Origin of the sequence: Pseudoalteromonas sp. P1-7a (assembly GCF_001401855.1) — a bacterium.
Classification (GTDB): Bacteria; Pseudomonadota; Gammaproteobacteria; order Enterobacterales; family Alteromonadaceae; genus Pseudoalteromonas.
In genome coordinates this window covers 1-23282 of record NZ_LKDU01000005.1, presented here as the reverse complement: position 1 = coordinate 23282, position 23282 = coordinate 1, and the positions used below count along the sequence as shown (strand labels likewise).

Below are 23282 nucleotides of genomic sequence, written 5' to 3'. Positions count from 1 at the left end.
TGATCCCTAGATTGTTGTTGTTAGAAACTGTCTCAAATAGGCATTTCTATGCCCTTAAAAGTTGAGATTTAGATATCCTAGCAGCTTTTTTTACGAGAGTAATTTAATAAAGTAGCTACTTGGATTTAAAATAGTAACAAATAGTGTCAGTGACTTTGGCGCTGGTTAAAGCGCTGCCAATGCAGTTGTGGATTAATAGTACGAATTTGCTGTATTACAGTGTTTAGTAGGGCTACATCGTCAAATTTTTCATTAGGGTATTCGTTAAATCCCATTAAATAATTAAAAGCATCTTTTGAATTCGCTTGTAATGCATAAATACGTACTTGTTGCTCAAAATTAAGTCGCAGGCTACTTATGGCGGTTTTCATACCGAGTTGATCAACAGTGGGAATCGCGCATTTTTGCAAATAACCTGCACGCTCACCTTCACCTGTAAACCAGATGCGCACTTTTTCGCTATAACGGCCTGACTTAGCTGGTAAATCAAATAACAATCGTGTGTGATTATGTGCTTTAACAAAGGCAATAAAGTCGTTAAGCCCTGCATCAACTAAGGCTTGATGCACCGGGACTAAGCGCGCTTTTATTTTTCCATTAGTATGAAAATTAAAACACAAAATGCCATTTTTAAGCTCAAGATCGTCAAGCGTTAAACAGCCAATTTCATCACTATATGCGCCACTGTAATAGGCAATTAAAGGCAACCAAAAATGCCAATGCTTTGCTTGCTCTCTTGCTACTTTAAAGTCGCTATAAATGTAGCCGTTATAAAGCGTATGCAGTTCCATTGCTGAAAAAGGGCGGCGACCAAGATGGGTTTTCAACGTAATCCCTTGAAATTAATGACACGATATATTTTATACTTAAAATAGATAAACATGCGAGTATCGATTTACAAACAAAAACACCTACTTAAAAAGCAGGTGTTATATTCACTATTATATAAAAAGCGATAATTATTCGCTTAGTGCGCGTGCTAAGCCAACAGGCTCAATTTCTACACACACTTGGTCGTCATTCCAATTTAAACCAACTAATGCGCTGTCTTCGTTTAAATCTTCTACCCACTCATCTAAAAATTCATCTAAATTAATTTCTACAGGCGTAAACTCTTGCCACTCTTCTTTACACTGGGCCTTTGCAGCCTCTTCGCTTTCCCATAAAAGCAGTACATCTGTTTCAGCAAACTGGTTAGATTCGCACACTACAAAGCCGCCGTCGTCGCCACCTAGCGCCCACACTTGCTCGCTTAAACGTACTTTTTCTACAAAGCTAACTAGTTGTGATTCAATTTCAATATCGCTCATGTGTTTACCTTATTTGTTTAGAGTCTAGGATCGGTGCTTATTGCAGCTTGATGCGTGCCATAGTCGTTATAAAAACTGACTAAAGCAGCGTGCTGGCTAAAGTCTGTTAATTCACGAAAGCAAATCCAATCAAGTAGGCAGTATAAACTGATGTTAAGGCATTCACAGCCTTTAAATTCATCATCGTTTAAATGATTATTTAAATAGCTTAATGTTTGTGCAACTCGTTCGTTTTGCAGATTAAAAAATAATTTATCGTCGCTAGTATCAAATCCTGAGCGTCTGCTAAGTGCTAATTCTACTAACGAGTCGTTACAGGCGTTGATAATATTAAGTAGGTGTTCTTGCGACCAAGTTAGTGGGGGTTTTTTAGCCTTGGCGATGAGGTAACGCAAAATAATAGTTGAGTCGCTTAGCGTTAAATCGCCATCAATTAAAACCGGTATTTTACTTGCGGGATTGTTACTGGCTAAGGTAGGGCGGTCTTGCTCAGAAAAAATATCGAGGTTTACTAGCGCTAAGTCAACATTGTTTTGTGCTGCCCACATTCTTACTCTGCGTACAAATGGAGACGGGGTAGATCCTATAAGTTTCATAATTGCTCCTAAAAAAAGCCGCATAAGCGGCTTTTATATTGTGATAACTCAACGTTATTCTGAGCGGCTTGTCACTTCTAGTAAGTGATAGCCAAACTGTGTTTGTACAGGACCTTGTACTTGGTTAATGGGCGCTGAAAATACGACTTTATCAAACTCAGGCACCATCATACCCGGGCCAAACTCGCCCAGTGCACCGCCGTCTTGACCAGAAGGGCAGTTTGAATAGGATTTTGCAAGCTCTGCAAAGTCTTCGCCTTGTTCAATCTTAGCTTTTAAATCTAAGCACTCTGCTTCGCTGTCTACTAAAATGTGCCTTGCACTTGCCACTGCCATAAAATCTCCTGTTTAAAGTTGGTGTATTTAACCATTAAAGCCAGTCTAGTTAGTTTTAACGCGCAGTACCAGTATAAACTTAATTGATGAGTAGCGTATTTTCAATTGCATCAATTAATTCTTTTGAAGTAGGGGCAACTTTACTGTTAAAACGTTTAATGGTTTTACGGTCAGCCGATACTAAGTATTTATAAAAGTTCCAGTTAGGTGAGCTGGTTTGCGCGTTTAAATGTTTAAATAGTGGGTTTGCATCACTGCCGCGTACTTCGCTGGCAGCAAACATATTAAAAGTGACGCCGTAGTTAATAAAGCACACTTTTGCTATGTCTTTTTCATCGTTTTCTTCTTGAAAAAAATCATCAGAAGGAAAACCTAATACCACTAAACCTTTGTCTTTGTATTGTTGGTGTACTTTTTCTAGGCCTTCAAATTGAGAGGTAAAACCACAATTACTTGCTGTATTTACAATAAGTAAAGGGCGGTCTTTAAATTGGCATAAGTTTAAGGATTCTTTCGAACGCAGTTTACGAAACTCAACATTTGTAAAGTCTTCGCATTGTGGCTGTTGTTTGTGGGGTAATGTGTCATTTGCTTGGGCACTTAAGCTGGTAATAAAAATACTCAGCCCCAGTAACGTTTTTTTTAACATACTCAACGCCTAAATTTATAATTGTTTGACTGGTCTATCTTACGCTAATATGCACAAAAGTGATCAACAATATTAAGCGCTTATGACTACACGATTAGCCACTATCGAAGATTTACCTACCATTGTAGCAATATACAACGAAACCATCGCTTCGCGTATGGTGACCGCCGATACTGAGGAAGTATCTGTAGAAAGTAAGCTAGAGTGGTTTAATAGCCACTCTAAAAAACGCCCGATTTATGTTTATTGCGAAAATGGTCAAGTACTTGCTTGGTTAAGCTATAAATCGTTTTATGGGCGTCCCGCATATGATGGCACTGTCGAAATAAGTATCTATATTACCAAAGCGGCACAAGGTAAAGGACTTGGTAAAAGGTTGATGGAGTTTGCGCAAAAAGAGGCTAAACAACTAAAAATTGAAGTGTTGCTTGGTTTTATTTTTAGCCACAATTTACCAAGTATTAAGCTATTTAAGCATTTCGGATTTAGCGTATGGGGAGAGTTGCCAAATATCGCGGTAATGGACAATACACACTATAGCTTAACTATTTTCGGCAAGCATCTACCAAAATAGTTGTGGAGCTTATCGGTAAAAAAATTAAAATTAAGTCTAACAACCTATACCAACTAAGAAATTATAGGCTACGCTATTAACATATAAAGTGTTTACGATAGTGTGGCTTAATGAGTCGAAAAATTTTAATTGTAGATAGCAGCAGTGTTATCGCAATGAGAGTAAAAGTTTTACTAGAATTAATAGGTTGTGAGGCTGAGCTCGTTCATTACTCTATGATCGATTTATACTCTAACACCAGCCAGTATGATTTGGTAATTGGTGCCTACGGAGTGCCGTGTGAAGTAGTAAAGTCGTTAGCTCAAACAATCTCACAAGACCGCTGCGTTTTACTTGCCCCTAAAGCCGAAAGCGGCGAACAACTTACCGCCTTTAGTGAGCTTAATAAACTTGTACCAGATGCAACGGTTATTTATCCGTTTTTCTCAAATAAAGAAATTACCTCATTACTTGAAAACCTCTTAGAGCTTGGCTCTAGCCATGTTTTAAAACTTCCTACTATTTTACTTGTTGATCATATACCCGAGCGCCTTGAAAAAATGAAAAGTAATTTAGTCGGCGCGCATATCAAAACGCTAACCGCAACCAGCGCAACAGACGCAGTGGCAGTGGCCAATAATAATAGTATAGATATTTTAATTAGTGACTTTAGCTTTGAAGATGGTACCGGTTTAAATATTTTTTCTGCTATTAAAATGTCTCAGCCAGATTGCCGCTGCTTATTATTTACTGCACACCCTGAGCAAGTTTCAATGATTGAGGCGATTCGTAAAGGGGTTGAAGATGTTTTAATAAAGCCCCTCACCGATAGTGTTCTGCTGCAATCAGTACATAAATTGTGGCAAACAGAGCTTTTAAAACGCCGAAATGCGGAGCTTGTAGAGCGTTTACAAGATACTGTTGATGCGTTAATTGAAAAAGACAGCCTACTACAAGTTATTTATAAAAATACGCCAGACGCCATTATGTTATTTGAGCGCAACGGCAAAGTAATTGAAGCAAACGATGCCTGCTTAAGGCTGTTTAAGCTGCCCTTTGACAAACTCGCGGGTTTTTCTGTATTTGAATTTTTAGATGAGGAATCAAGTGCTGAAATAAAAAATAAGATCACAACATTAAACAGTAATCGCCAGTTTAGCAGCGATCTGCGTTTGCAAAAAACAGATGGTGGGTATATTCCACTGGTTGGCTCATTTAACGAAATTGACCACCATGGCGAAATAGCGTTAGCGGTTATATTTAAAAATGTCACGCATTTAAAAGAAAAAGAAGAATTGCTCTTAGAAGCTAAAGACCTACTTGAAGAGCAAGTACGCGCGCGCACTTCTCAGTTAGAGCACGCCAAAAATGTAGCCGAAGCCGCCAATTTAAGTAAATCAGAATTTTTGGCAAACATGTCGCATGAGCTACGCACTCCTATGCACTCTATATTGAGCTTTTCTCGGTTTGGTTTGAGTAAGTTAGAAGCAGGCGATTTTGCTAAAGATAAACTTTTAAAGTATTTGTCGCGTATAGAAAGTAGCGGCGAGCGTTTGCTTTCGCTACTAAATAACTTACTTGATTTATCAAAACTGGATGTAGGGAAGTTTCCTTTTAATCCACGTCCGTACAACATAGAAAATATTATTAAAACCAGTATTGATGATGTATCTGGTACAGCGATGGAAAAAGAAATTGAAATTGTTTTTTCAAAGCCAGGGCCAGTGGTTGTGCAGTGTGATGAAGAGCAAATAAATCAACTACTGCGCAATGTTTTAGGTAACGCACTTAAATTTAGTGAACCTAAAAGTCGTATTCAAGTGAACTTAATGGCTGATGAAAACAGTGCCATTATTGATGTAATAGACAATGGAATAGGTATACCCGAGGATGAATTAGAGCACGTGTTTACTAAATTTGTACAAAGCAGCAAAACAAATAGTGGCGCTGGTGGTACAGGTTTAGGACTTGCGCTTTGTAGAGAATTTGTAGCGCTTCATCAAGGTGAAATTACGGCAAGTAATAATAGCGATGGTGGTGCAACAATTAGGATTCAGGTACCCCTAGAAATAGATTTAGATGAGCATTTAGCCGATGATAAGCTAGCAGTGCAAGATAGCTAATTATTTGTGAATTAATGTTTAAATGATATTTAATTGGATGATGAAAATATGGCCTTAACTAAAATTCTTGCTGTAGATGATGAACCTTTCAACCTAGAAATTATTGAAGAAATTTTAGAAGATCTTGATTTCGAATTACAAGTTGCCACAAGCGGCCCTGAGTGTTTAGCCATGGTAGAAGGCTACATGCCCCAAGTTATTTTACTTGATGTGAGTATGCCGCAAATGAATGGCTATGAAGTGTGTAAAGCATTAAAGGCAAATCCAAATACAGCGCATATAATTGTTATGTTTGTCTCCGCAAGAGGAACGGTTGAAGAGCGTATGGAAGGCTACTCAGTAGGTGCTGAGGATTACATAGTAAAGCCGTTTGGGCATGATGAGCTTAAATCAAAACTTAAAAATTTAAATCAAGTATTAATAGAAAAACAGAGCCTCGAAAAACAAGTAGAAGATGCAACATCTACGGCATTTAACGCTATGGCAAATAGTAGCGAAATGGGGCAAATAGTTAATTACATTGAAAATATTGGGTTTATTAACAATCCGCAAGACTTGGGCAAAGCCCTAATAGACTGTCTGCAAACATTTGACTTACAAAGCAATGTTGAATTTAGGTATGACGACACAATAGAGCACTTTGCCCTTAATGGTGTGTGTTCGCCTATTGTGGTTGAGCTGTTTGACATGCTTAAAAACAAAGGCCGCTTACATGAGTTCTCTCACCGTATATTAGTGAACTACGAAATGATAAGCCTATTAATACTTAACATGCCAGATCACGACCCAGATAAACACGGGCGTATTCGTGACCATGTTTGCTTTATTGTCAGTGTGACTGAACAGCAACTGCGCGCAATTATGACCAAGCAAATGCTTGAGTCGCAGCAGCAAAAGTTAAATGATGTAGCCAGCACGGTGCATAGTAAGTTTCATGGTTTAATTGGGTTACTTAACGAAAACCGAGAAAGTAACGAAAAAGTATTTAAGCAGTTACAAGAAGACCTTGAAATACGCATACCTACAATGGGGTTAGATGAAGATCAAGAGATATTTATTTACAAAAAAGTAGATGAAACTATTCAAAATTCGATTGCCAGAGAAGAGTCGGTTAAGCAAGTTAAAGCCGCCTTTGCTGAAATTGAACAAGATTTGTCTTTGTTACTTAAAAAATAAGCCTCTCAGACAAAAAGGCTCACATAAGTGATTTACGCATCACGAGGTAAGCCTTTTTCCACTATTCTTATTAGGCGCTGTGTTTTACGAAGTTGTTCTCGTTGTTTATTATTTTGTTGCTTAAGCGCCCACTCTATATGCTCTTTTACTAGCAGCGAGCTAGACTCATGTTTGCTTTCTAAAGCGTAAATAATGCTGGGGCTAAAATCAGCATTGCCTAACCCCACCGCTAAATTACGAAGCCAACGTTCGTGGCCAATACGGCGAATAGGGCTGCCTTCGGTATTTTTTAAAAAAGTAGGTTCGTCCCAGGCAAATAGCTCAATTAAGTCTTTATTTTTTAGTTGCGTACGGGGGTGAAAGTCTTGCTCATCGGTAATTTGACCATAACGGTTCCATGGGCAAACCAATTGGCAATCGTCGCAGCCGTAAACTCTATTTCCCAATAACGCACGGTATTTCTCAGGTATAGGCCCTTGGTGTTCAATGGTTAAGTAAGAAATGCATTTACGTGCATCTACCACATAGGGCTCTACAATTGCGCCTGTTGGGCAAAGCGTAATGCAAGCAACGCATTTACCGCAGCCTTCAAACGTATTTTCAGCATCAATTGGCAGCGGTAAATCAACAAAAAGCTCACCTAAAAAAAACCACGAGCCCGCTTCTTGATTTATTAATAAAGAGTGCTTACCTCGCCAACCCAATCCCGCTTTTTCAGCCAGTTGACGCTCAAGTACTGGTGCGGAGTCTACAAATGGCCTAAAACCGTAATCGCCAATTGCTTGTTCTATTTTTTGGCCTAGCTTTTTTAGTCGGTTGCGCATTAATTTATGATAGTCACGCCCTAATGCATAGCGGCTAATATAGGCTTTTTCGGTGTTTTTTAATGTTTTGGCAAAACTAGCATCAGGGGGCAGGTAATTCATTTTCACCGAAATAACCCGCTGTGTACCAGGTACTAGTTCAGCGGGGCGAGCGCGTTTCATGCCGTGAGCTGCCATATAGTCCATTGAGCCATGGAAGCCTGCATCTAACCAGCGCTGTAATTGTGCTTCGTGTTTAGATAGATCAATATCGGTAATACCAACCTCACTAAAGCCGAGTTCTTGGCCCCAGGTTTTAATATTTTTGGCTAGCTGTTGATAGTTGGGGGTTGAGTTACTCACACACATTACACACTTAAATAATTAGCTGCGTAATTTACCATATTTATAAAGCGCTGTTGAATGTTGCCTTTAAAATAGTAGGAAATTCACAGCCCAGCATTGTTTTGTAATCGCTATTGTACAAAGCGCTTTAACTGCTGCTGCGTTTGCTGGCTAAGGGCATGAGATTGCTGACTATTGCTTAGTGCATGATCAATGGCGCTTTTAGCTTGTTCGCCTAAAGTAACAATTTGCTCTACTGATTGGTGAGTGTGTTGCTGCGCTTGCTCTAGAGTATGCACTGCATCTGCTATTTGCTGAAGCTGCTGTTGGTTTTGTTCAAACTCACTTAGCATTGCTTTAAACCCTTCAGAGGTATTACTAATGGCACTTTGTGCGGTACTAGAGTGGCTAATTAACTGCTCGCTTTCTTGGTTAGTTTCGTTAACTAGTTCATTCATTTGATTAATAAAGTCGCTTATTTGTCGGGTTGCGCCACTTACTTTTACCGATAGTGTACGTACTTCATCAGCAACAACAGCAAATCCTCTGCCAGCTTCGCCAGCGCGCGCCGCTTCAATGGCAGCGTTAAGTGCTAGTAAATTAGTTTGATCCGAAAACTCCTCAACCATTTTTAAAATGCTGCGAATGTTTTCGCTGTTTTCTTTAAGGCCAGACACCGTTTTAGAAAATCTTTGTAGTAAGGTACCAATAAGCGACACTTTCTCGACTAAGCTTGCAAGCTCTTGCGACGAAAGCTTAACAAAGTCTAAGTGCTCGCTGTTAACACTATGCACGCTATCAGTATTACTCACTATGCCCTCTAAGCTTTGCACTATTTGGTTGCTCGCATTAATTATAGTGTGGCTTAGTTGAGTTTGCTGTTCACTTAATTGCTGTGTATTTTGCATAGCGGTATTTACATCAACATTACTTTGCTCGCTGGCTTTAGCGCTGGCATGAGTTGTACTTAGTAAATCACTTAAGTGGTTAGTAAATAAGTTATATTGCGTACTTAGTTCTTTAAATTCATCGAACGAAAATTGCGGTAAGTTGGCGGCTAAATTAGCCTCTTGCTGGTTTATGTTTATTAATGTGTCGCACATCGCTTTTACAGGGCGCACTATTAAATAGCGCATATAAAAAATAGTAAAGGCAAAGCCTGCAACAATAACCAAGGTTAACAACCAAAATGCGCTAGTGCTGTGCTGATCACTTAAGCTTTTATATAACCAAAATAAGGTAATGGCCTGAAACAAAAATACAAAGCTTAAATTGCCCACTATTTTACGCGTAAGCGTATAAAAAAATGTTTGCTCAATATAATTATAAAATTGCATTACACCACTCATTTATTGCTTACCCCATTTAGAGATTATCGACTAAGTTACCGTTAACTCAAGTAATAATGTTTGCTAAATATTTTTTAGACCGAGCAGGGTAATTAGTAAAAATACCATGCACCCCAATTTTAAGCATAAAATCTATATCTTCGGGTCTATCTACGGTGTAGGCGTAAACGTGTAAACCCCGCGCTATGGCATCATCTACAAAGGCTTTATTTACAAAGCTTTTGTCTACATGAACACTAAACGCATTAAGCTTTTGTGCAAACTGTGCATAATCTAATGGAATTGATGAGGTTAATGCGCCAATCTGTAACCACGGTAACCTATTTTTTAGCCAATGAATTTGATGGTGATCAAACGACGACACTAAAATATTACCTTTAGTAATAATGCCTTTAGCAATATTACTATTTAAAATGCTGACAAACTTTTCAAGCTCAAAGGTATGTTTTAGCTCTATATTGAGTAATGTTCTATTGTTATTCCAATCGAGTAATTGCTGTAAAGTGGGAATTTGCTCGCCGTTACCGGCATCCAGCAGGCTTAGTTGCTGCGCCGTAAAGTCGCTTACTTTACCGTGCCCGCTGGTGGTTCTATCTAACCACGAGTCGTGTATGAGCATATAATCATCAAGCGCACTTTGAATATCAACTTCAATACCATCTACTCCCACATTTAACGCTTCTAAAATAGCGCTTTTAGTGTTTTCTGGGTAATGGCCGCTTGCCCCTCGGTGCGCAAATATTTTCATTTTTTAGCCTTTTGAGTAATAGACCACGTTTCAAAGCAGGCTGCACTGACTATGAGTGCTCCACCAATAAGTGTTAGTAGCGTTGGGCGTTCATGAATAATAACAATAGCCAGCAACGTGCCGTAAAGCGGCTGCAAGCACGAAATTAACCCCGCAGTAGCGGCCGATAAGTGTTTTAAACTCGCTGCAAATAGCGAGTGCGGTGTAGCGGTAAAAATAATACCCGCCACAGCAATTAAAATAAGGTCGTGGTTACTCACCTCATACACCGGCACTTCAATAAAAGCGCAAAGCATAACACTTGCCACTAAGGTTTGGTAAAGCATGGTTTGTGGGCCGCCATATTGGCTAAAAAAACGTTTATGGGTAATATTTCTAATCGAAAAAAACAACGCTGATACCACACCCATAATAACCCCTAAGGTTACATCGTCACCCAAATTGGCACTGGGCACGAGTAAATATATACCAACTACAACCACCGCTGCGCTTACAATATCTTTTGCTTGGGGCCTGCTTTTATTAAACAAGGGCTCTAAGAACACCGTCATTACTGGATAACTAAAAAAAGCCATCATGCCGACGGTTACGCCCGCCATTTGCATACCCGCAAAGTAAGTAACCCAATGCATGCCTACTGCCACACCTAAAAATAACGCAATAAGGTAGTCTTTTGGCTTGTTTAACTTAATGTGTTTTTTTTGAAAATACAGCATCGCTAAAAGTGCCATACCAGCAATAGCGGTACGGTACACCGTAATATCAATGGCATTTAACCCTATTAACTTTGCAAACAGGGCAGTGCCCCCAAAAAGTAATACGGCAATGTGTAAGTAAATCAGGCTTTGCTGTTGTGGCTGCATTTAAATGAGAACTCCTTTTTTTATTATCTTATCACTGGGTGCGAACTCACAGGATGAAATTTTTAAAACATGACAAATGTCAGCAAAGTTGATGACATTTGACACGCTTATTATTTTTTGGCTTTGGCATAGTTAACTTATCTTAATGGGAGGTGGCTATGAATACGTTAATTTTAATAAGTCTCGCTATTAGTGAGTTTTTAGAATCATTTAGCTTAAGTGTTTCAATAAATGATTACTTTATACTCATTAGTATTTTTGTGTTATTTATATTTATTAATAAAAATAGTGTTATAAACAAAAATAATGAACTAAGGGCACTGGCATGAGTACAACAAATACGCTTTCAAAGCCCAGTAATAAAAAGTTTTGGGAATATGCGCCCCTAATTTTTACTGGGTTTTATTTACTTCCCACGCTTTTTAACTTATCTAACTTACCAGTCAATACCATTGTCATGAGCGTGGCCTTTTATATTGTATTTATTTTGCTTTACGTAAAAGCCATGCATTGTGAAACAAAGCACATAACAACATTGTTTATTGTTATGCTTTTGGTATGTTTTAGCGCCACATTTTATACCACAGGCACCTCTACTTTATATGGTTTTATCGCGTTTATAGCGGGTGAATCGTATGTTAAAAAAAGCAGGTTATATGCCGTTTTTAGCCTTATATTTACGGTGGCGTTAAGTGCTTATTTGGCAGATATAGCAAACATAAAATACTTTTTAGCCGGCACTTTATTAATATCAGGAGCGCTGCTGGCCTTTGGTATTGCAACCCAAAAAGAGCGCCTGCATAAAAAGCGTGAACAAGAAAGCGCAAACCAATTAGAGCAGTTAGCCGCTATTGCAGAGCGTGAGCGAATAGCCCGCGACCTGCACGACATTTTAGGCCACTCACTTTCATCTATTGCATTAAAAGCCGAACTTGCTAATAAGCTAAACCAAGGGGAGCGATACGAGCAAGCCAATAACGAAATAGCACAAGTAGCAGATCTAGCAAGACAGTTACTTAGCGATGTAAGAAACGCCGTGAGCGATTTAAAGCAACTCAATTTAATAAGTCAAATAGCACAACTAAAACAAAGGCTAATAGAACAAGACTTTAACGTTAACTTTAATGTTGTATTAGATACTTTACCTCCCAAAGTAGAAGGGATCGCAGGGCTTATAATTAAAGAAGCAGTCACTAATTTATTACGTCATAGCAGTAATAAAAACTGTGAGATACACATAGAGCAAACACAGCATCAGCTGCAAATAAGTGTGATTGATAACGCACCTTGCAGCACGTTAAACACAGGTAACGGTTTAAATGGTATTAAAGAGCGCGCAGAGCAACTTAATGGCCATGCCACGTTTACTTGTGGCGATAAGTTTACTTTAAACGTAATGCTGCCAATTTCAGCTAAGGATTAACAATGATCAAAGTATATTTAGTGGAAGATCAAGCACTCGTGCGCGACGCAGTAGGGGCATTGTTAAGCCTTGATTTTAATATCGAAGTGATAGGCCAAGCCAGTAACGGCCAAGATGCCTTTAATGCAATAAAAGCACTGGCCGATGAAGCATTACCAGACATAATTTTAACCGATATTGAAATGCCACACATGAGCGGTATAGAGCTAAGTGAGCAAATAGCGGCCACGTTCCCGTCTATTAAAATGGTTATTATGACCACGTTTTCGCGAGCGGGTTATATTAGGCGCTCGCTCGCCCTAGGTGTTAAAGGGTTTATTTTAAAAGAAGCACCCAGTGATGAGCTTATCAATGCACTTAAAAAAGTAATGCAAGGGCAAAAGGTGATAGATCCAGAGCTTGCCATTAACGCGCTTGATGACGCCGACCCGCTCACCGATAAAGAGCGCAAAGCCCTTAAGCTTGCAAGCGATGGCTTAAAAACAAGCGACATAGCCAAACAGCTGTTTATAAGCGAGGGCACAACACGTAATTATTTATCCGATGCTATCGCAAAACTCAACGCCACTAACCGTGTAGATGCAGCGCGTATTGCCAAGCAAAAAGGCTGGTTATAGTCGCGCTTATATTAAGTGATGATTAAGGCCATAGAGCGTATGTTTTACTCATTAAACGGTTTATTAAAAGTTTCATACGCTTTTACCTGTCTCATTTTACGTATATGGGTTAAAATACCTACATAACCAACTAACAAGATAGTGAATGTCAAACCAAGATCCAAATCTCAGCCGAGAACAAGAAAAGTACGAAAACCCAGTCCCTAGTCGTGAGTTTATACTTACTCACCTTCAAGAGCGTTCAAAACCTGCTAACTTCACGCAACTTTGTGATGAATTAGCTGTAAACGACACCGAACGCCAAATTGCATTTAAGCGCCGCCTTCGTGCCATGGAGCGCGATGGCCAATTGTATTTTAATAAGTTTAAATGTTACGCCCTAATTGACGAAGCCGGTTTAACTAAAGGCAAAGTAATTGGCCACAGAGACGGTTTTGGCTTTTTAGAAGTTGAAGGCGAGAGCAAAGATTGGTTTATAGCCAAGCATCAAATGAACATGGTGCTGCATGGTGACATTGTACTTGCTAAAGGCACAAAGCGTGGCTCAGGCTCAAAATGTGATGCCCGCATAATTAAAGTCCTTACCAATGAGCGCGCTCCTATTGTGGGGCGTTACTTTGTTGAGCATGGTATTGCCGTTGTTGTAGCAGAAGACCCACGTATTACCCAAGATATTATTATTTTGCCAGGCAGTGAAAACGGCGCGCGCCATAACCAAATGGTGCAAGTGCAAATTACGCAAAACCCTAGCCGTAACATGAACGCAGTAGGTAAAATTATTGACGTACTGGGCGAGCACTTAGCGCCAGGTATGGAAATAGAAGTGGCACTGCGCAATCACGATATTCCTCATGTTTGGCCAGAAGAAGTGGAAGAGCAAGTTGCTCATTTAGGTGAGTTTGTTGAAGAAGCCGACAAACAAGGCCGTGTAGATCTACGCGACCTGCCACTGGTCACCATAGATGGTGAAGACGCTCGCGACTTTGATGATGCCGTATATTGTGAGCGTAAAAAATCGGGTGGCTGGCGCTTATGGGTAGCCATTGCCGATGTATCGCATTATGTAGGTATGAACACGCCACTAAATAAAGAAGCGATAGCCCGCGGTAACTCAGTGTATTTTCCTGAGCAAGTAATTCCGATGCTGCCTAAAGTGTTGTCTAACGGTTTGTGTTCGCTTAACCCTAAAGTAGACCGCCTTTGTATGGTGGCCGAAATGACGGTATCAGATGCAGGTAAGCTTTCGGGCTATAAGTTTTACGAAGCGGTGATGAACTCGCATGCACGTTTAACTTACACCAAAGTAAATGCCATTTTACAAGGCGATGAAAAACTACGCGAAGAATACGCACCCGTAGTGCCACATTTAACTGATTTACAGCAAATGTATATGGCGCTTAAGTCGGCGCGCCAAACCCGTGGTGCTATTGAGTTTGAAACACTCGAAACGCGTTTTGTATTTAACGCACACCGTAAAATAGAATCAATAGTGCCGGTTGTTCGTAACGACGCGCACAAATTGATTGAAGAATGTATGATTTTAGCCAACGTATCGGCGGCTAAATTATTAGAAAAACACGAAGCCAGCGCGCTTTACCGTGTGCACGATGAGCCAGATCAAGAAAAACTAGGTAACTTTACGCAGTTTTTAAGTGAACTTGGCATTCAAAGCACATTAAGTGATGAGCCAACACCGAAAGAAATTACCCAAGTGTTAGCCCGTTTAGGCGACCGCCCAGAGGCCGAGCTTATTCAAACCATGCTACTTCGCTCTATGAAGCAAGCGGTTTATCAGCCAGACAATATAGGCCACTTTGGCTTAGCGCTGCCTGCGTACGCCCACTTTACCTCACCGATTCGCCGTTACCCTGATTTAGTGGTACACCGTGCAATTAAAGCGGTAATAAAAGCACAAGGTCAGCAAACATCGGGGGCATACGCGTACACCGATGATGAAGTAGACCAACTAGGCGAGCAGTGTTCAACCACCGAGCGCCGCGCAGACGACGCAACGCGTGAAGTTGCCGACTGGCTTAAATGTGAGTTTATGCAAGACCACGTGGGTGATGAGTTTAACGGGGTTATTTCATCCGTTACTAACTTTGGTTTATTTATACGCCTAGACGACTTACAAATTGATGGTCTGATCCATGTTACTAATTTAGGTGATGAATACTTCCATCATGATGGGGCAAAACACACCCTTATTGGTGAGCATACACATACCGTTTACCGCCTTGGTGATAAAGTAACAGTGCAAGTGGCTTCGGTAAGCTTAGATGAGCGCCGTATAAATTTAACGCTCAGTGGTGATGTAGCTCAAGATAGATACGCCCGTCGCCGTGGTGCAGCTAAAGGGCGCGGTAAACCAAGCCATGTACCGGCAAGTGTAAGATCGCAGCTTAAAGCGGGTAAAATCCCTGGAAAAAACACATCAGGTGATGAAAAACCTAAAGCAGGTAAAAAACCAGCCAGCAAAAGTAAAGGTAAACCTGCAGGTAAGTCTGGCGCAAAGCCAGCCGGTAAAAAAGCCGCTGAAAAAACCACCGCTAAGAAAAAATCGAAAAAAAAGGCTGTTAAAAAGCCTAAAAGACCAGGCAAAAACGCCCGTAAACGTAATAGCTCAGGAGCAAATAATACGTGAGTAATGAATTAATTTTTGGCTTTCACTCTGTTGAAGCAATTTTAGCAAAAGAGCCAGAGCGTTTTTTAGAAATTTACGCCCTAAAAGGCCGTGATGATAAGCGCTTAACCCCGATTATTAATGAAGCACGTAAATTTGGTATTTCTGTACAATTTATGCAGCGAAAAGCGTTAGACAACAAAGCAAACGGTGAGCAACACCAGGGTATAATTGCTAATGTAAAAGCAGCGCGTGTTTATAACGAAAAAGATTTAGATGAGATCATTGCTCGCGAAGACACGCCGTTTTTATTGGTGTTAGATGGCATAACCGATCCGCATAATTTAGGTGCTTGCTTACGTAGTGCCGATGCTGCAGGCGTACACGCCATTATTGTACCTAAAGATAAGTCGGCCAAGCTTAACGGCACAGCACGTAAAGTAGCCTGTGGCGCAGCCGAAACCGTACCGCTTATTCAGGTAACAAACCTTGCACGTACGCTGCGTGAAATTAAAGATGCAGGCGTATGGGTTGTGGGCACTGCGGGCGAAACAGACACCCACGTGTTTGATGCAAACCTGACTGGGCCAATGGCCATTGTAATGGGCGCAGAAGGTGAGGGCATGCGCCGTTTAACGCGTGAGCATTGCGATGTATTAGTTAAAATTCCAATGGCAGGTACTGTGTCTAGCTTAAATGTATCGGTAGCAACGGGTATTTGTTTATTTGAAGTGCTACGCCAACGTAACGCAAATAACTAAGTTGCTCTATTATATTGCGTATTGGTAAAAACCTAACGCAAAATGAGTAAAACGCCGAGGTTTATTTAATCTCGGCGTTTTTATTTTCAGGCTGTTAAATTAGTATTAAACGTAGATTAATAGCCTAAACGTAAGGCTATAAACTCAGCGAGTTTGTCTACTGCGTGCTCTGACTCCCCCCCGCTTTTTATTAAGCTAATGCCTATGCTACCAAGGGCAGGTAAATGTTTACTTTGTGCCTGAAAATTAAGATCGCTTGGTACCGTGCTTTTAGCCAGCACAGTAATTCCTAATCCCTCTTTTATGGCGGCTATTAACCCAGTTAAGTCGGCATTACTGTATACAATACGATACTTAATACCAGCGCTTTTAAGTGCATCGGTAGCACGGCGCCTATAAATACAGCCCTCGGGCGCAGTTACTAAGGTAACTACCTCATTTTTAGCCTGCGCTAAATCGCCCACCCAAACTAGCTCATCTTGCATAAAAATAGGAAACTTGTCTGAATTAAGGCGCTCGTTAAGCGCTAAAACAAGATCAAATTGATCCTGCCTTGAAGCCGACAGCAAATGCTTACTCAAGCGTGATTTAACTTCTAACGATACCTCTGGATAAAGCGAAACAAAGTCACCAATGATAGAGGGCAAAATACGCGCAGCAAATTCGCTAGGAATACCCAAGCGCACCTTACCGGTTATGCTCTCTGAGGTGAATTGCTGCAAAATAGCATCGTTATACTGCATCATTTGTTTTGCCATAGGCAAAAGTAGCTCACCGTACTGGTTAAGCACCTGGCGCTGGCCTTGTTTTTTAAATAATTTATAACCGAGTAAATCTTCAAGGCGTTTAATTTGCAAGCTTACCGCAGGCTGCGACAAGCCCAGCAGGTCGCCAGCTTTTGCAAATCCACCTACCTCAACAACCATGATAAAGGTACGCAAACTGTCGGTTGATATGTTTTTCATATTTAAAATTACAATTTATATAGCCATATATATAAGTATTATTTATCAATTGATTAATAATTACAATTTGTTGTTGTCACAGTGGCGCAATATACTTTTGGTATCAAAAATACACAGGTGTTTGTTATGACTTTTAACCCAATAATGTTTGCCCGCCACAGCAATGCTGCAAGTGCAGTGACTAATGCCGTGCAAGCTAATAACAACCTGGTTGTAATGGATTTTAGTGGCAGTGAAGCCAGTGTATTTTTAAGCACTATTTTAGGGTTAGATCTAACAAAGCTTACAGCAAGCGGCTTAGGCCTAAAAGGCACGCTTGATGGCGATTTAAATTCAGACTATAGCTTTGCCGTTTATTACTTTAGCGAAACCGCATTTAGATTTGTATTGCCATATAGCGCAAGCTTGCAATTACAAGCACTTATAAACGAACAACAACTTCGTTTTGATATTGACTATGTACTACGTAGCGACCTTGCAACCCTTGCGCTGTGTGGAGAAAATGCCTTTGATGCCCTAATTAGCGCGTTTAAATTAACGCCTGGGCTGCGTTTATCAAACCCGCAACTATGCTATGGCGCACAAAGCGGTGATGTATTTATTACTGCAATAGACAAAAACGACGAACAACATTTTGTGTTAGTCGCCAAGCAACAAGCACTACAAAAATGGCAACAGCACTTACAAGCACAAGGTTTTGCACTAATGCAAAACCAAGCTGCTTAATACATAAAATAACCGGTAAACATAACTATGTTTGCCTGTTTAGTTAAACCTATTTAAGCCACGCCCGCACAGGGTTAATTTAAAAGTGAAGGAATGTTATGACTTCTAAAACTGTACTACATGCTAAGCACCTTGAAGCAGGCGCAAAAATGGTTGATTTTCATGGCTGGGAAATGCCAATCAACTACGGCTCACAAATAGAAGAACACAATGCCGTGCGTACCGATGCAGGTATGTTTGACGTATCGCACATGACGATTGTGGATGTTGAAGGCGAGCAAGCAAAAGCATTTTTACGTAAGTTAGTAGCAAACGACGTGGCAAAATTAACTGTCCCAGGTAAAGCGCTTTACACTGGCATGCTTAACGAGCAAGGCGGCGTAATCGACGACTTAATTATTTACTACTTTAGCGAAACCTTTTACCGCTTAGTGGTAAATTCTGCCACCCGCGAAAAAGATTTAGCACACTTAGCTAAGGTATCTGCCGACTTTACAGTAACCGTTACTGAGCGCCCAGAGTTTGCAATGATTGCAGTACAAGGCCCTAACGCAAAAGCAAAAACAGCCACACTTTTAAATGCCGAGCAACAAGCCGCTGTTGAAGGAATGAAGCCATTTTTTGGTGTACAAGTGGGTGATTTATTTATTGCCACAACGGGTTATACTGGCGAAGACGGTTACGAAATTGTAGTACCGAGCGAGCAAGCAGCTGATTTATGGCAGCAACTGCTAGATGCAGGTGTTAAGCCTGCTGGTTTAGGTGCACGCGACACGCTACGTTTAGAAGCAGGTATGAACCTTTACGGCCTAGATATGGACGAGAGCGTATCGCCACTTGCAGCTAACATGGCATGGACTATTGCATGGGAACCAGAAGATCGTGACTTTATTGGTCGTGACGTACTTGTTAAGCAACGCGCTGAAAAAAGCACCGACAAGCTTGTTGGCCTAGTGCTTGAAGAAAAAGGCGTATTGCGTAGCGGCTCAAAAGTAATCGTTGAAGGTGGAGAAGGGGTTATTACCTCAGGTACTTTCTCACCAACGCTTGGTTTTAGTGTAGCCCTTGCACGTGTACCGCGTTCAACAGGGGATACAGCCCAAGTAGAAATGCGCAAAAAATTAGTTAACGTTAAAGTAGTAAAGCCTAGCTTTGTACGTAACGGCAAATCAATCATTTAAAAATTTGGTTATACCAATCACAATAATTTTGTGATTGGTATCCTCCCAATATAAACCAAAGGAACAAAATAATGAGCAATATCCCTAGCGATTTAAAATACGCCTCTTCTCACGAGTGGGTTCGCAACGAAGGTGACGGTACATTTACTGTGGGTATTTCTGAGCACGCACAAGAGCTGCTTGGCGACATGGTATTTGTAGAGCTACCTGAAGTAGGCGACGAAGTAGATGCAGGCGAAGACTGTGCAGTAGCAGAGTCGGTTAAAGCTGCATCAGACATTTACGCGCCAATTGGCGGCGAAATTGTAGCGATTAACGAAGAGCTAGAAGACGCACCAGAAACGGTTAACAACGACCCATACGGTGACGGCTGGTTATTCCGCATTAAAGCAACTGACGAGTCAGAGCTTGAAAACCTACTTAGCGCAGAAGACTACGCTAACACAATCGACGAAGAGTAATACTCTAAGTAGATGACAAAAGCCCCATTCACTGTTTTTGGGGCTTTTATGATTTAACGGCCTACTCCCCATACACAGTAAGTTATTAAATCATCACATATTTTAATCAATACTAATTACCCGTTAGTATTTAGGATCATAGGAATCTAGACGCATGTCAAACGCCAAATCTCTTGAACAGTTAGAGCAAAAGCAAGATTTTATTCGCCGCCACATTGGGCCAAGCCCAGCACAAGTAAGCGATATGCTAAGTGCTTTAGAAGTATCAAGTGTGCAAGAGCTGATCGACCAAACTGTACCTGCAAGCATTCGCTTAGCGCAGCCATTAACAGTTGGCGAAAGCCGTACTGAAGTTGAAACACTAAGCTACTTAAAATCGGTAGCAAGCAAAAATAAAGTTTTCAAATCGTACATTGGCCAAGGCTACCACCCAACGCACGTACCGCACGTAATTTTACGTAACGTACTAGAAAACCCAGGTTGGTATACTGCGTACACGCCGTACCAGCCAGAAATTGCGCAAGGGCGTTTAGAGTCGTTATTAAACTTTCAAACTATGACCCTAGATTTAACAGGCCTAGATTTAGCAAGTGCCTCGTTACTTGACGAATCAACCGCTGCTGCTGAGGCTATGGGCCTTGCAAAACGCGTATCTAAAGCTAAAAAAGCCAATGCCTTTTTTATTGCCGACGACGTACACACACAAACTATTGACGTAGTCAGCACCCGTGCTGAGCAGTTTGGTTTTGAAATAATTGTAGGTAAAGCAGAAGATGCCGTTAACCACGACATTTTTGGTGCACTTTTCCAATACCCATCTACATCGGGTGAAGTAGTCGATGTAACCGACCTAATTGCTGGCGTACAAAGCAAAAAGGCCATTGCCTGTGTTGCTGCCGACATTATGAGTTTATTACTATTAAAAGCACCGGGTAAACTAGGTGCTGACGTAGTACTTGGTTCGGCTCAGCGTTTTGGTGTACCTATGGGTTACGGCGGTCCACACGCTGCATTTTTTGCAACACGTGATGCTTACAAACGTTCATTACCAGGGCGTATTATTGGTGTATCTAAAGACCGTTTAGGTAACGATGCACTACGTATGGCAATGCAAACGCGCGAACAACACATTCGCCGCGACAAAGCCAACTCAAACATTTGTACAGCGCAGGTACTACTTGCCAACATGGCAGCGTTTTACGCGGTGTACCACGGCCCACAAGGCTTAAAAACTATCGCGCAGCGTATACATCGCTTTGCTGATATTTTAGCAGCTGGCTTAAAAGCTAAAGGTGTCGCACTTAAGCACAGCACTTGGTTTGATACGCTAACAATCGTTGGCGACAGCAAAGATGACGTAATAGCACGCGCCCTTACTAAAGGCGTTAACTTTGCTACAAACCACGACAGTGAATACTCAATTTCAGTTTCAGAAACCACCACACGTGAAGACGTAGCTGAGCTATTTGATATTGTACTTGGTGAAGGCCACGGCCTGAGTGTAGACGCTATTGCTGCCGATATTGAAGCAAACGGTAGCGACTCTATTCCAGCTAGTTTAGTACGTGATGACGAAGTATTAACGCATCCAAATTTTAACAGCTACCACAGCGAAACAGACATGCTTCGCTATATTAAGCGTCTAGAAAACAAAGATTTAGCGCTTAACCACTCAATGATCTCGTTAGGTTCATGTACCATGAAACTAAACGCGACCGCTGAGATGATCCCTATTACTTGGCCTGAATTTGCAAACCTTCACCCATTCTGCCCGCTAGACCAAGCAGAAGGTTACCAAATAATGATTAACGAGCTGCACGACTGGCTAGTTAACATTACCGGTTACGATGCGGTTTCACTACAGCCAAACTCTGGCGCACAAGGTGAATACGCAGGCTTAATTGCTATTCGTAAATACCATGAGTCACGCGGCGATGCGCACCGTAACGTATGTTTAATTCCAAGCTCAGCACACGGTACTAACCCTGCATCTGCGCAAATGGCTAGCATGAAAATTGTCGTGGTAGATTGCGATAAAAACGGTAACGTAGACATGGCAGATCTTAAAGCGAAAGCAGAAGAAGTGTCTGAAAACTTATCGTGTATCATGATCACATACCCGTCTACACACGGTGTTTACGAAGAAACCATTCGCGAAATTTGTGACATTATTCATCAGCACGGCGGCCAAGTTTACATGGACGGCGCAAACATGAACGCACAAGTAGGCGTAACAAGCCCAGGCTTTATTGGCTCAGATGTATCGCACTTAAACTTGCATAAAACATTTTGTATTCCACACGGCGGCGGCGGCCCAGGTGTAGGCCCAATTGGTGTTAAATCGCACCTTGCGCCATTTATGCCAAACCACAGCGTAATTAACGTACCAGGTACAAATATTAACAACGGTGCGGTATCGGCAGCGCCTTACGGCTCAGCGGCTATTTTACCTATTTCATGGGCTTACATTACCATGATGGGTTCAGAGGGCTTAAAACAAGCCACTGAAATGGCAATCGTTAATGCTAACTACTTAACACACGAGCTAAGCCAGCACTTCCCAATTTTATACCGTGGCCGCAACAACCGCGTTGCGCACGAATGTATTGTTGACTTACGCCCATTAAAAGAAGCGTCAGGCATTACTGAAATGGACGTCGCTAAGCGCCTACAAGATTACGGCTTCCACTCACCAACTATGTCGTTCCCAGTAGCGGGCACATTGATGATTGAGCCAACTGAGTCTGAGTCAAAAGGCGAGATAGACCGCTTTATCGAAGCAATGGTATCTATCAAAGGTGAAATCGACAAAGTAATCTCTGGCGAATGGTCAATCGAAAACAACCCACTTGTGTTTGCACCGCATACACAAGCAGATGTACTTGGTAACGAATGGGATCGCGCGTACGACCGTTTTTACGCAGCCTTCCCAGTACCAAGCGTTGCTAAAGACAAGTTTTGGCCAACCGTTACACGAATAGATGACGTATACGGCGACCGTAACTTAGTGTGTTCATGCCCAGCGGTAGAGACTTACCGTGATTAAGAGCAGAGATGTGATCATGTAATTAAGTTGGTTAACGCTTTAATTAAGATGGTTATCTTATTTAAGTTGGTTAACTTAGCTTAAGAACAAAGTTGAAAAGCGGATCTTAATGATCCGCTTTTTTGCTTAAAAATTGTTAATTGCAGCCTTAATAAGAGCTTTTGCGTAGTTTTTGTTAGTACCATCATATGTTAACTGTCTGACAGCATAGGAATACACGGAAACAATGTACTGTCTGTTCATAAATGAACTGTCTGATTTCCAGTCTCTTAAGAACTTTGAAACTTCAGGAGTCGGAGAGTTTTTTAAATAGTAATCATCATTAAACCAATTTTCGAATAACTCTATTGAAGGTGAAAACCTCTCTCTAATAGAAGGATGAAAATACTGGCTGAGTTCCAACGTAACAATGTCTATGTCACTGCTTTGTTCATTAACGTCACCATAATCTATAATAATTGGATGTTTATCTTCGGAAATAAGGATGTTTTTACCGTGAAGATCACAATGCTGAATACACGAATAAGCAGAAATTTGATTTTTTTCAAAAGTATTAACATCTATGCCGTCAATACTTGCCAATTCATGCTGTATAGTTTCAAATTTAACATCGGAACACAATTTTCTT

Annotated in this window: 23 protein-coding genes; 12 read left to right on the top strand and 11 right to left on the bottom strand. The window is 41.0% G+C overall.

All coding sequences use genetic code 11. The features are described from left to right. Positions 1–146: 146 nt before the first annotated feature. From AN389_RS05380 to AN389_RS05360, 5 genes are all read right to left on the bottom strand, one after another. Positions 147–827: a hypothetical protein gene (locus AN389_RS05380; protein WP_055014160.1), complete on the bottom strand. Its 681-nt coding sequence runs from the start codon at positions 825–827 to the stop codon at positions 147–149. Between the two features lie 132 nt (positions 828–959). Continuing rightward, the gene (locus AN389_RS05375; RefSeq protein ID WP_055014159.1) at positions 960–1310 is read right to left on the bottom strand and encodes a DUF2750 domain-containing protein; all 351 of its coding nucleotides are present in this window, start codon (positions 1308–1310) and stop codon (positions 960–962) included. 17 nt (positions 1311–1327) lie between these two features. Then, on the bottom strand, positions 1328–1906 hold the full coding sequence (locus AN389_RS05370) for a glutathione S-transferase family protein (protein ID WP_055014158.1): 579 nt from the start codon (positions 1904–1906) through the stop codon (positions 1328–1330). A gap of 54 nt (positions 1907–1960) precedes the next feature. After that, positions 1961–2242 carry a peptidylprolyl isomerase gene (locus AN389_RS05365; protein WP_055014157.1) on the bottom strand — a complete coding sequence of 94 codons (282 nt, stop codon included), beginning with the start codon at positions 2240–2242 and terminating at the stop codon, positions 1961–1963. Positions 2243–2321: 79 nt separating this feature from the next. After that, positions 2322–2891, bottom strand: coding sequence for a glutathione peroxidase (locus AN389_RS05360; RefSeq protein ID WP_055014156.1), 570 nt, complete (start codon positions 2889–2891; stop codon positions 2322–2324). Positions 2892–2973: 82 nt separating this feature from the next. Between AN389_RS05360 and AN389_RS05355 the strand changes: the two genes are divergently transcribed. The 3 genes from AN389_RS05355 to AN389_RS05345 all read left to right on the top strand — a co-directional run bounded on the left by AN389_RS05355 (position 2974) and on the right by AN389_RS05345 (position 6743). Beyond that, positions 2974–3465: a GNAT family N-acetyltransferase gene (locus tag AN389_RS05355; protein ID WP_055014155.1), complete on the top strand. Its 492-nt coding sequence runs from the start codon at positions 2974–2976 to the stop codon at positions 3463–3465. Positions 3466–3575: 110 nt separating this feature from the next. After that, complete coding sequence (locus tag AN389_RS05350) at positions 3576–5567, top strand: ATP-binding protein (RefSeq protein WP_055019412.1); 1992 nt, start codon at positions 3576–3578, stop codon at positions 5565–5567. A 48-nt stretch (positions 5568–5615) separates the two neighbouring features. Then, positions 5616–6743, top strand: coding sequence for a PleD family two-component system response regulator (locus AN389_RS05345; RefSeq protein WP_055014153.1), 1128 nt, complete (start codon positions 5616–5618; stop codon positions 6741–6743). Between the two features lie 32 nt (positions 6744–6775). Here the strand turns inward: AN389_RS05345 and queG are convergent, their stop codons facing one another. From queG to AN389_RS05325, 4 genes are all read right to left on the bottom strand, one after another. After that, entirely contained in the window at positions 6776–7909 is a 1134-nt protein-coding gene (gene queG, locus AN389_RS05340; RefSeq protein WP_055017557.1) for a tRNA epoxyqueuosine(34) reductase QueG, read from the bottom strand. Between the two features lie 113 nt (positions 7910–8022). After that, positions 8023–9240, bottom strand: a complete 1218-nt coding sequence (locus AN389_RS05335) for a methyl-accepting chemotaxis protein (protein WP_055014152.1) — start codon at positions 9238–9240, stop codon at positions 8023–8025. Positions 9241–9286: 46 nt separating this feature from the next. After that, the gene (locus AN389_RS05330; protein ID WP_055014151.1) at positions 9287–9988 is read right to left on the bottom strand and encodes a glycerophosphodiester phosphodiesterase family protein; all 702 of its coding nucleotides are present in this window, start codon (positions 9986–9988) and stop codon (positions 9287–9289) included. Further along, positions 9985–10851: a DMT family transporter gene (locus tag AN389_RS05325; protein ID WP_055019411.1), complete on the bottom strand. Its 867-nt coding sequence runs from the start codon at positions 10849–10851 to the stop codon at positions 9985–9987. The genes AN389_RS05330 and AN389_RS05325 overlap by 4 nt, the downstream gene beginning before the upstream one ends. A gap of 158 nt (positions 10852–11009) precedes the next feature. Between AN389_RS05325 and AN389_RS20530 the strand changes: the two genes are divergently transcribed. The 5 genes from AN389_RS20530 (at position 11010) to rlmB (ending at position 16275) form a co-directional block, all read left to right on the top strand. Next, positions 11010–11180: a hypothetical protein gene (locus AN389_RS20530; protein ID WP_162838340.1), complete on the top strand. Its 171-nt coding sequence runs from the start codon at positions 11010–11012 to the stop codon at positions 11178–11180. Continuing rightward, a complete protein-coding gene (locus AN389_RS05320; RefSeq protein WP_055017490.1) occupies positions 11177–12274 on the top strand; it encodes a sensor histidine kinase in 1098 nt (365 codons plus the stop codon). The genes AN389_RS20530 and AN389_RS05320 overlap by 4 nt, the downstream gene beginning before the upstream one ends. 2 nt (positions 12275–12276) lie before the next feature. Continuing rightward, positions 12277–12891, top strand: coding sequence for a DNA-binding response regulator (locus AN389_RS05315; protein WP_055014148.1), 615 nt, complete (start codon positions 12277–12279; stop codon positions 12889–12891). Between the two features lie 145 nt (positions 12892–13036). Then, entirely contained in the window at positions 13037–15535 is a 2499-nt protein-coding gene (gene rnr / locus AN389_RS05310) for a ribonuclease R (protein WP_055014147.1), read from the top strand. Continuing rightward, on the top strand, positions 15532–16275 hold the full coding sequence (gene rlmB / locus AN389_RS05305) for a 23S rRNA (guanosine(2251)-2'-O)-methyltransferase RlmB (RefSeq protein WP_055014146.1): 744 nt from the start codon (positions 15532–15534) through the stop codon (positions 16273–16275). Before rnr ends, rlmB begins: the two co-directional genes overlap by 4 nt. Positions 16276–16391: 116 nt before the next feature. Here rlmB and AN389_RS05300 read toward each other — a convergent pair whose 3' ends face one another. Next, a complete protein-coding gene (locus tag AN389_RS05300) occupies positions 16392–17240 on the bottom strand; it encodes a LysR family transcriptional regulator (RefSeq protein ID WP_055019410.1) in 849 nt (282 codons plus the stop codon). Between the two features lie 126 nt (positions 17241–17366). Here AN389_RS05300 and AN389_RS05295 point away from each other — a divergent pair, with 126 nt between their 5' ends. From AN389_RS05295 to gcvP, 4 genes are all read left to right on the top strand, one after another. Further along, positions 17367–17966, top strand: a complete 600-nt coding sequence (locus tag AN389_RS05295; protein WP_055014144.1) for a hypothetical protein — start codon at positions 17367–17369, stop codon at positions 17964–17966. Positions 17967–18064: 98 nt separating this feature from the next. Beyond that, positions 18065–19147 (top strand): glycine cleavage system aminomethyltransferase GcvT, encoded by a 1083-nt coding sequence (gene gcvT, locus AN389_RS05290; RefSeq protein ID WP_055019409.1) that lies wholly within the window; start codon positions 18065–18067, stop codon positions 19145–19147. Positions 19148–19218: 71 nt separating this feature from the next. Further along, positions 19219–19608, top strand: coding sequence for a glycine cleavage system protein GcvH (gcvH, locus tag AN389_RS05285; protein ID WP_055017488.1), 390 nt, complete (start codon positions 19219–19221; stop codon positions 19606–19608). Between the two features lie 154 nt (positions 19609–19762). Next, positions 19763–22654: an aminomethyl-transferring glycine dehydrogenase gene (gene gcvP / locus AN389_RS05280; RefSeq protein ID WP_055019408.1), complete on the top strand. Its 2892-nt coding sequence runs from the start codon at positions 19763–19765 to the stop codon at positions 22652–22654. A gap of 126 nt (positions 22655–22780) precedes the next feature. On the opposite strand, the gene AN389_RS05275 is transcribed toward gcvP, so the two are convergent. Next, on the bottom strand, positions 22781–23282 hold a 502-nt coding region (locus tag AN389_RS05275), incomplete at its 5' end, for a hypothetical protein (RefSeq protein WP_200911302.1).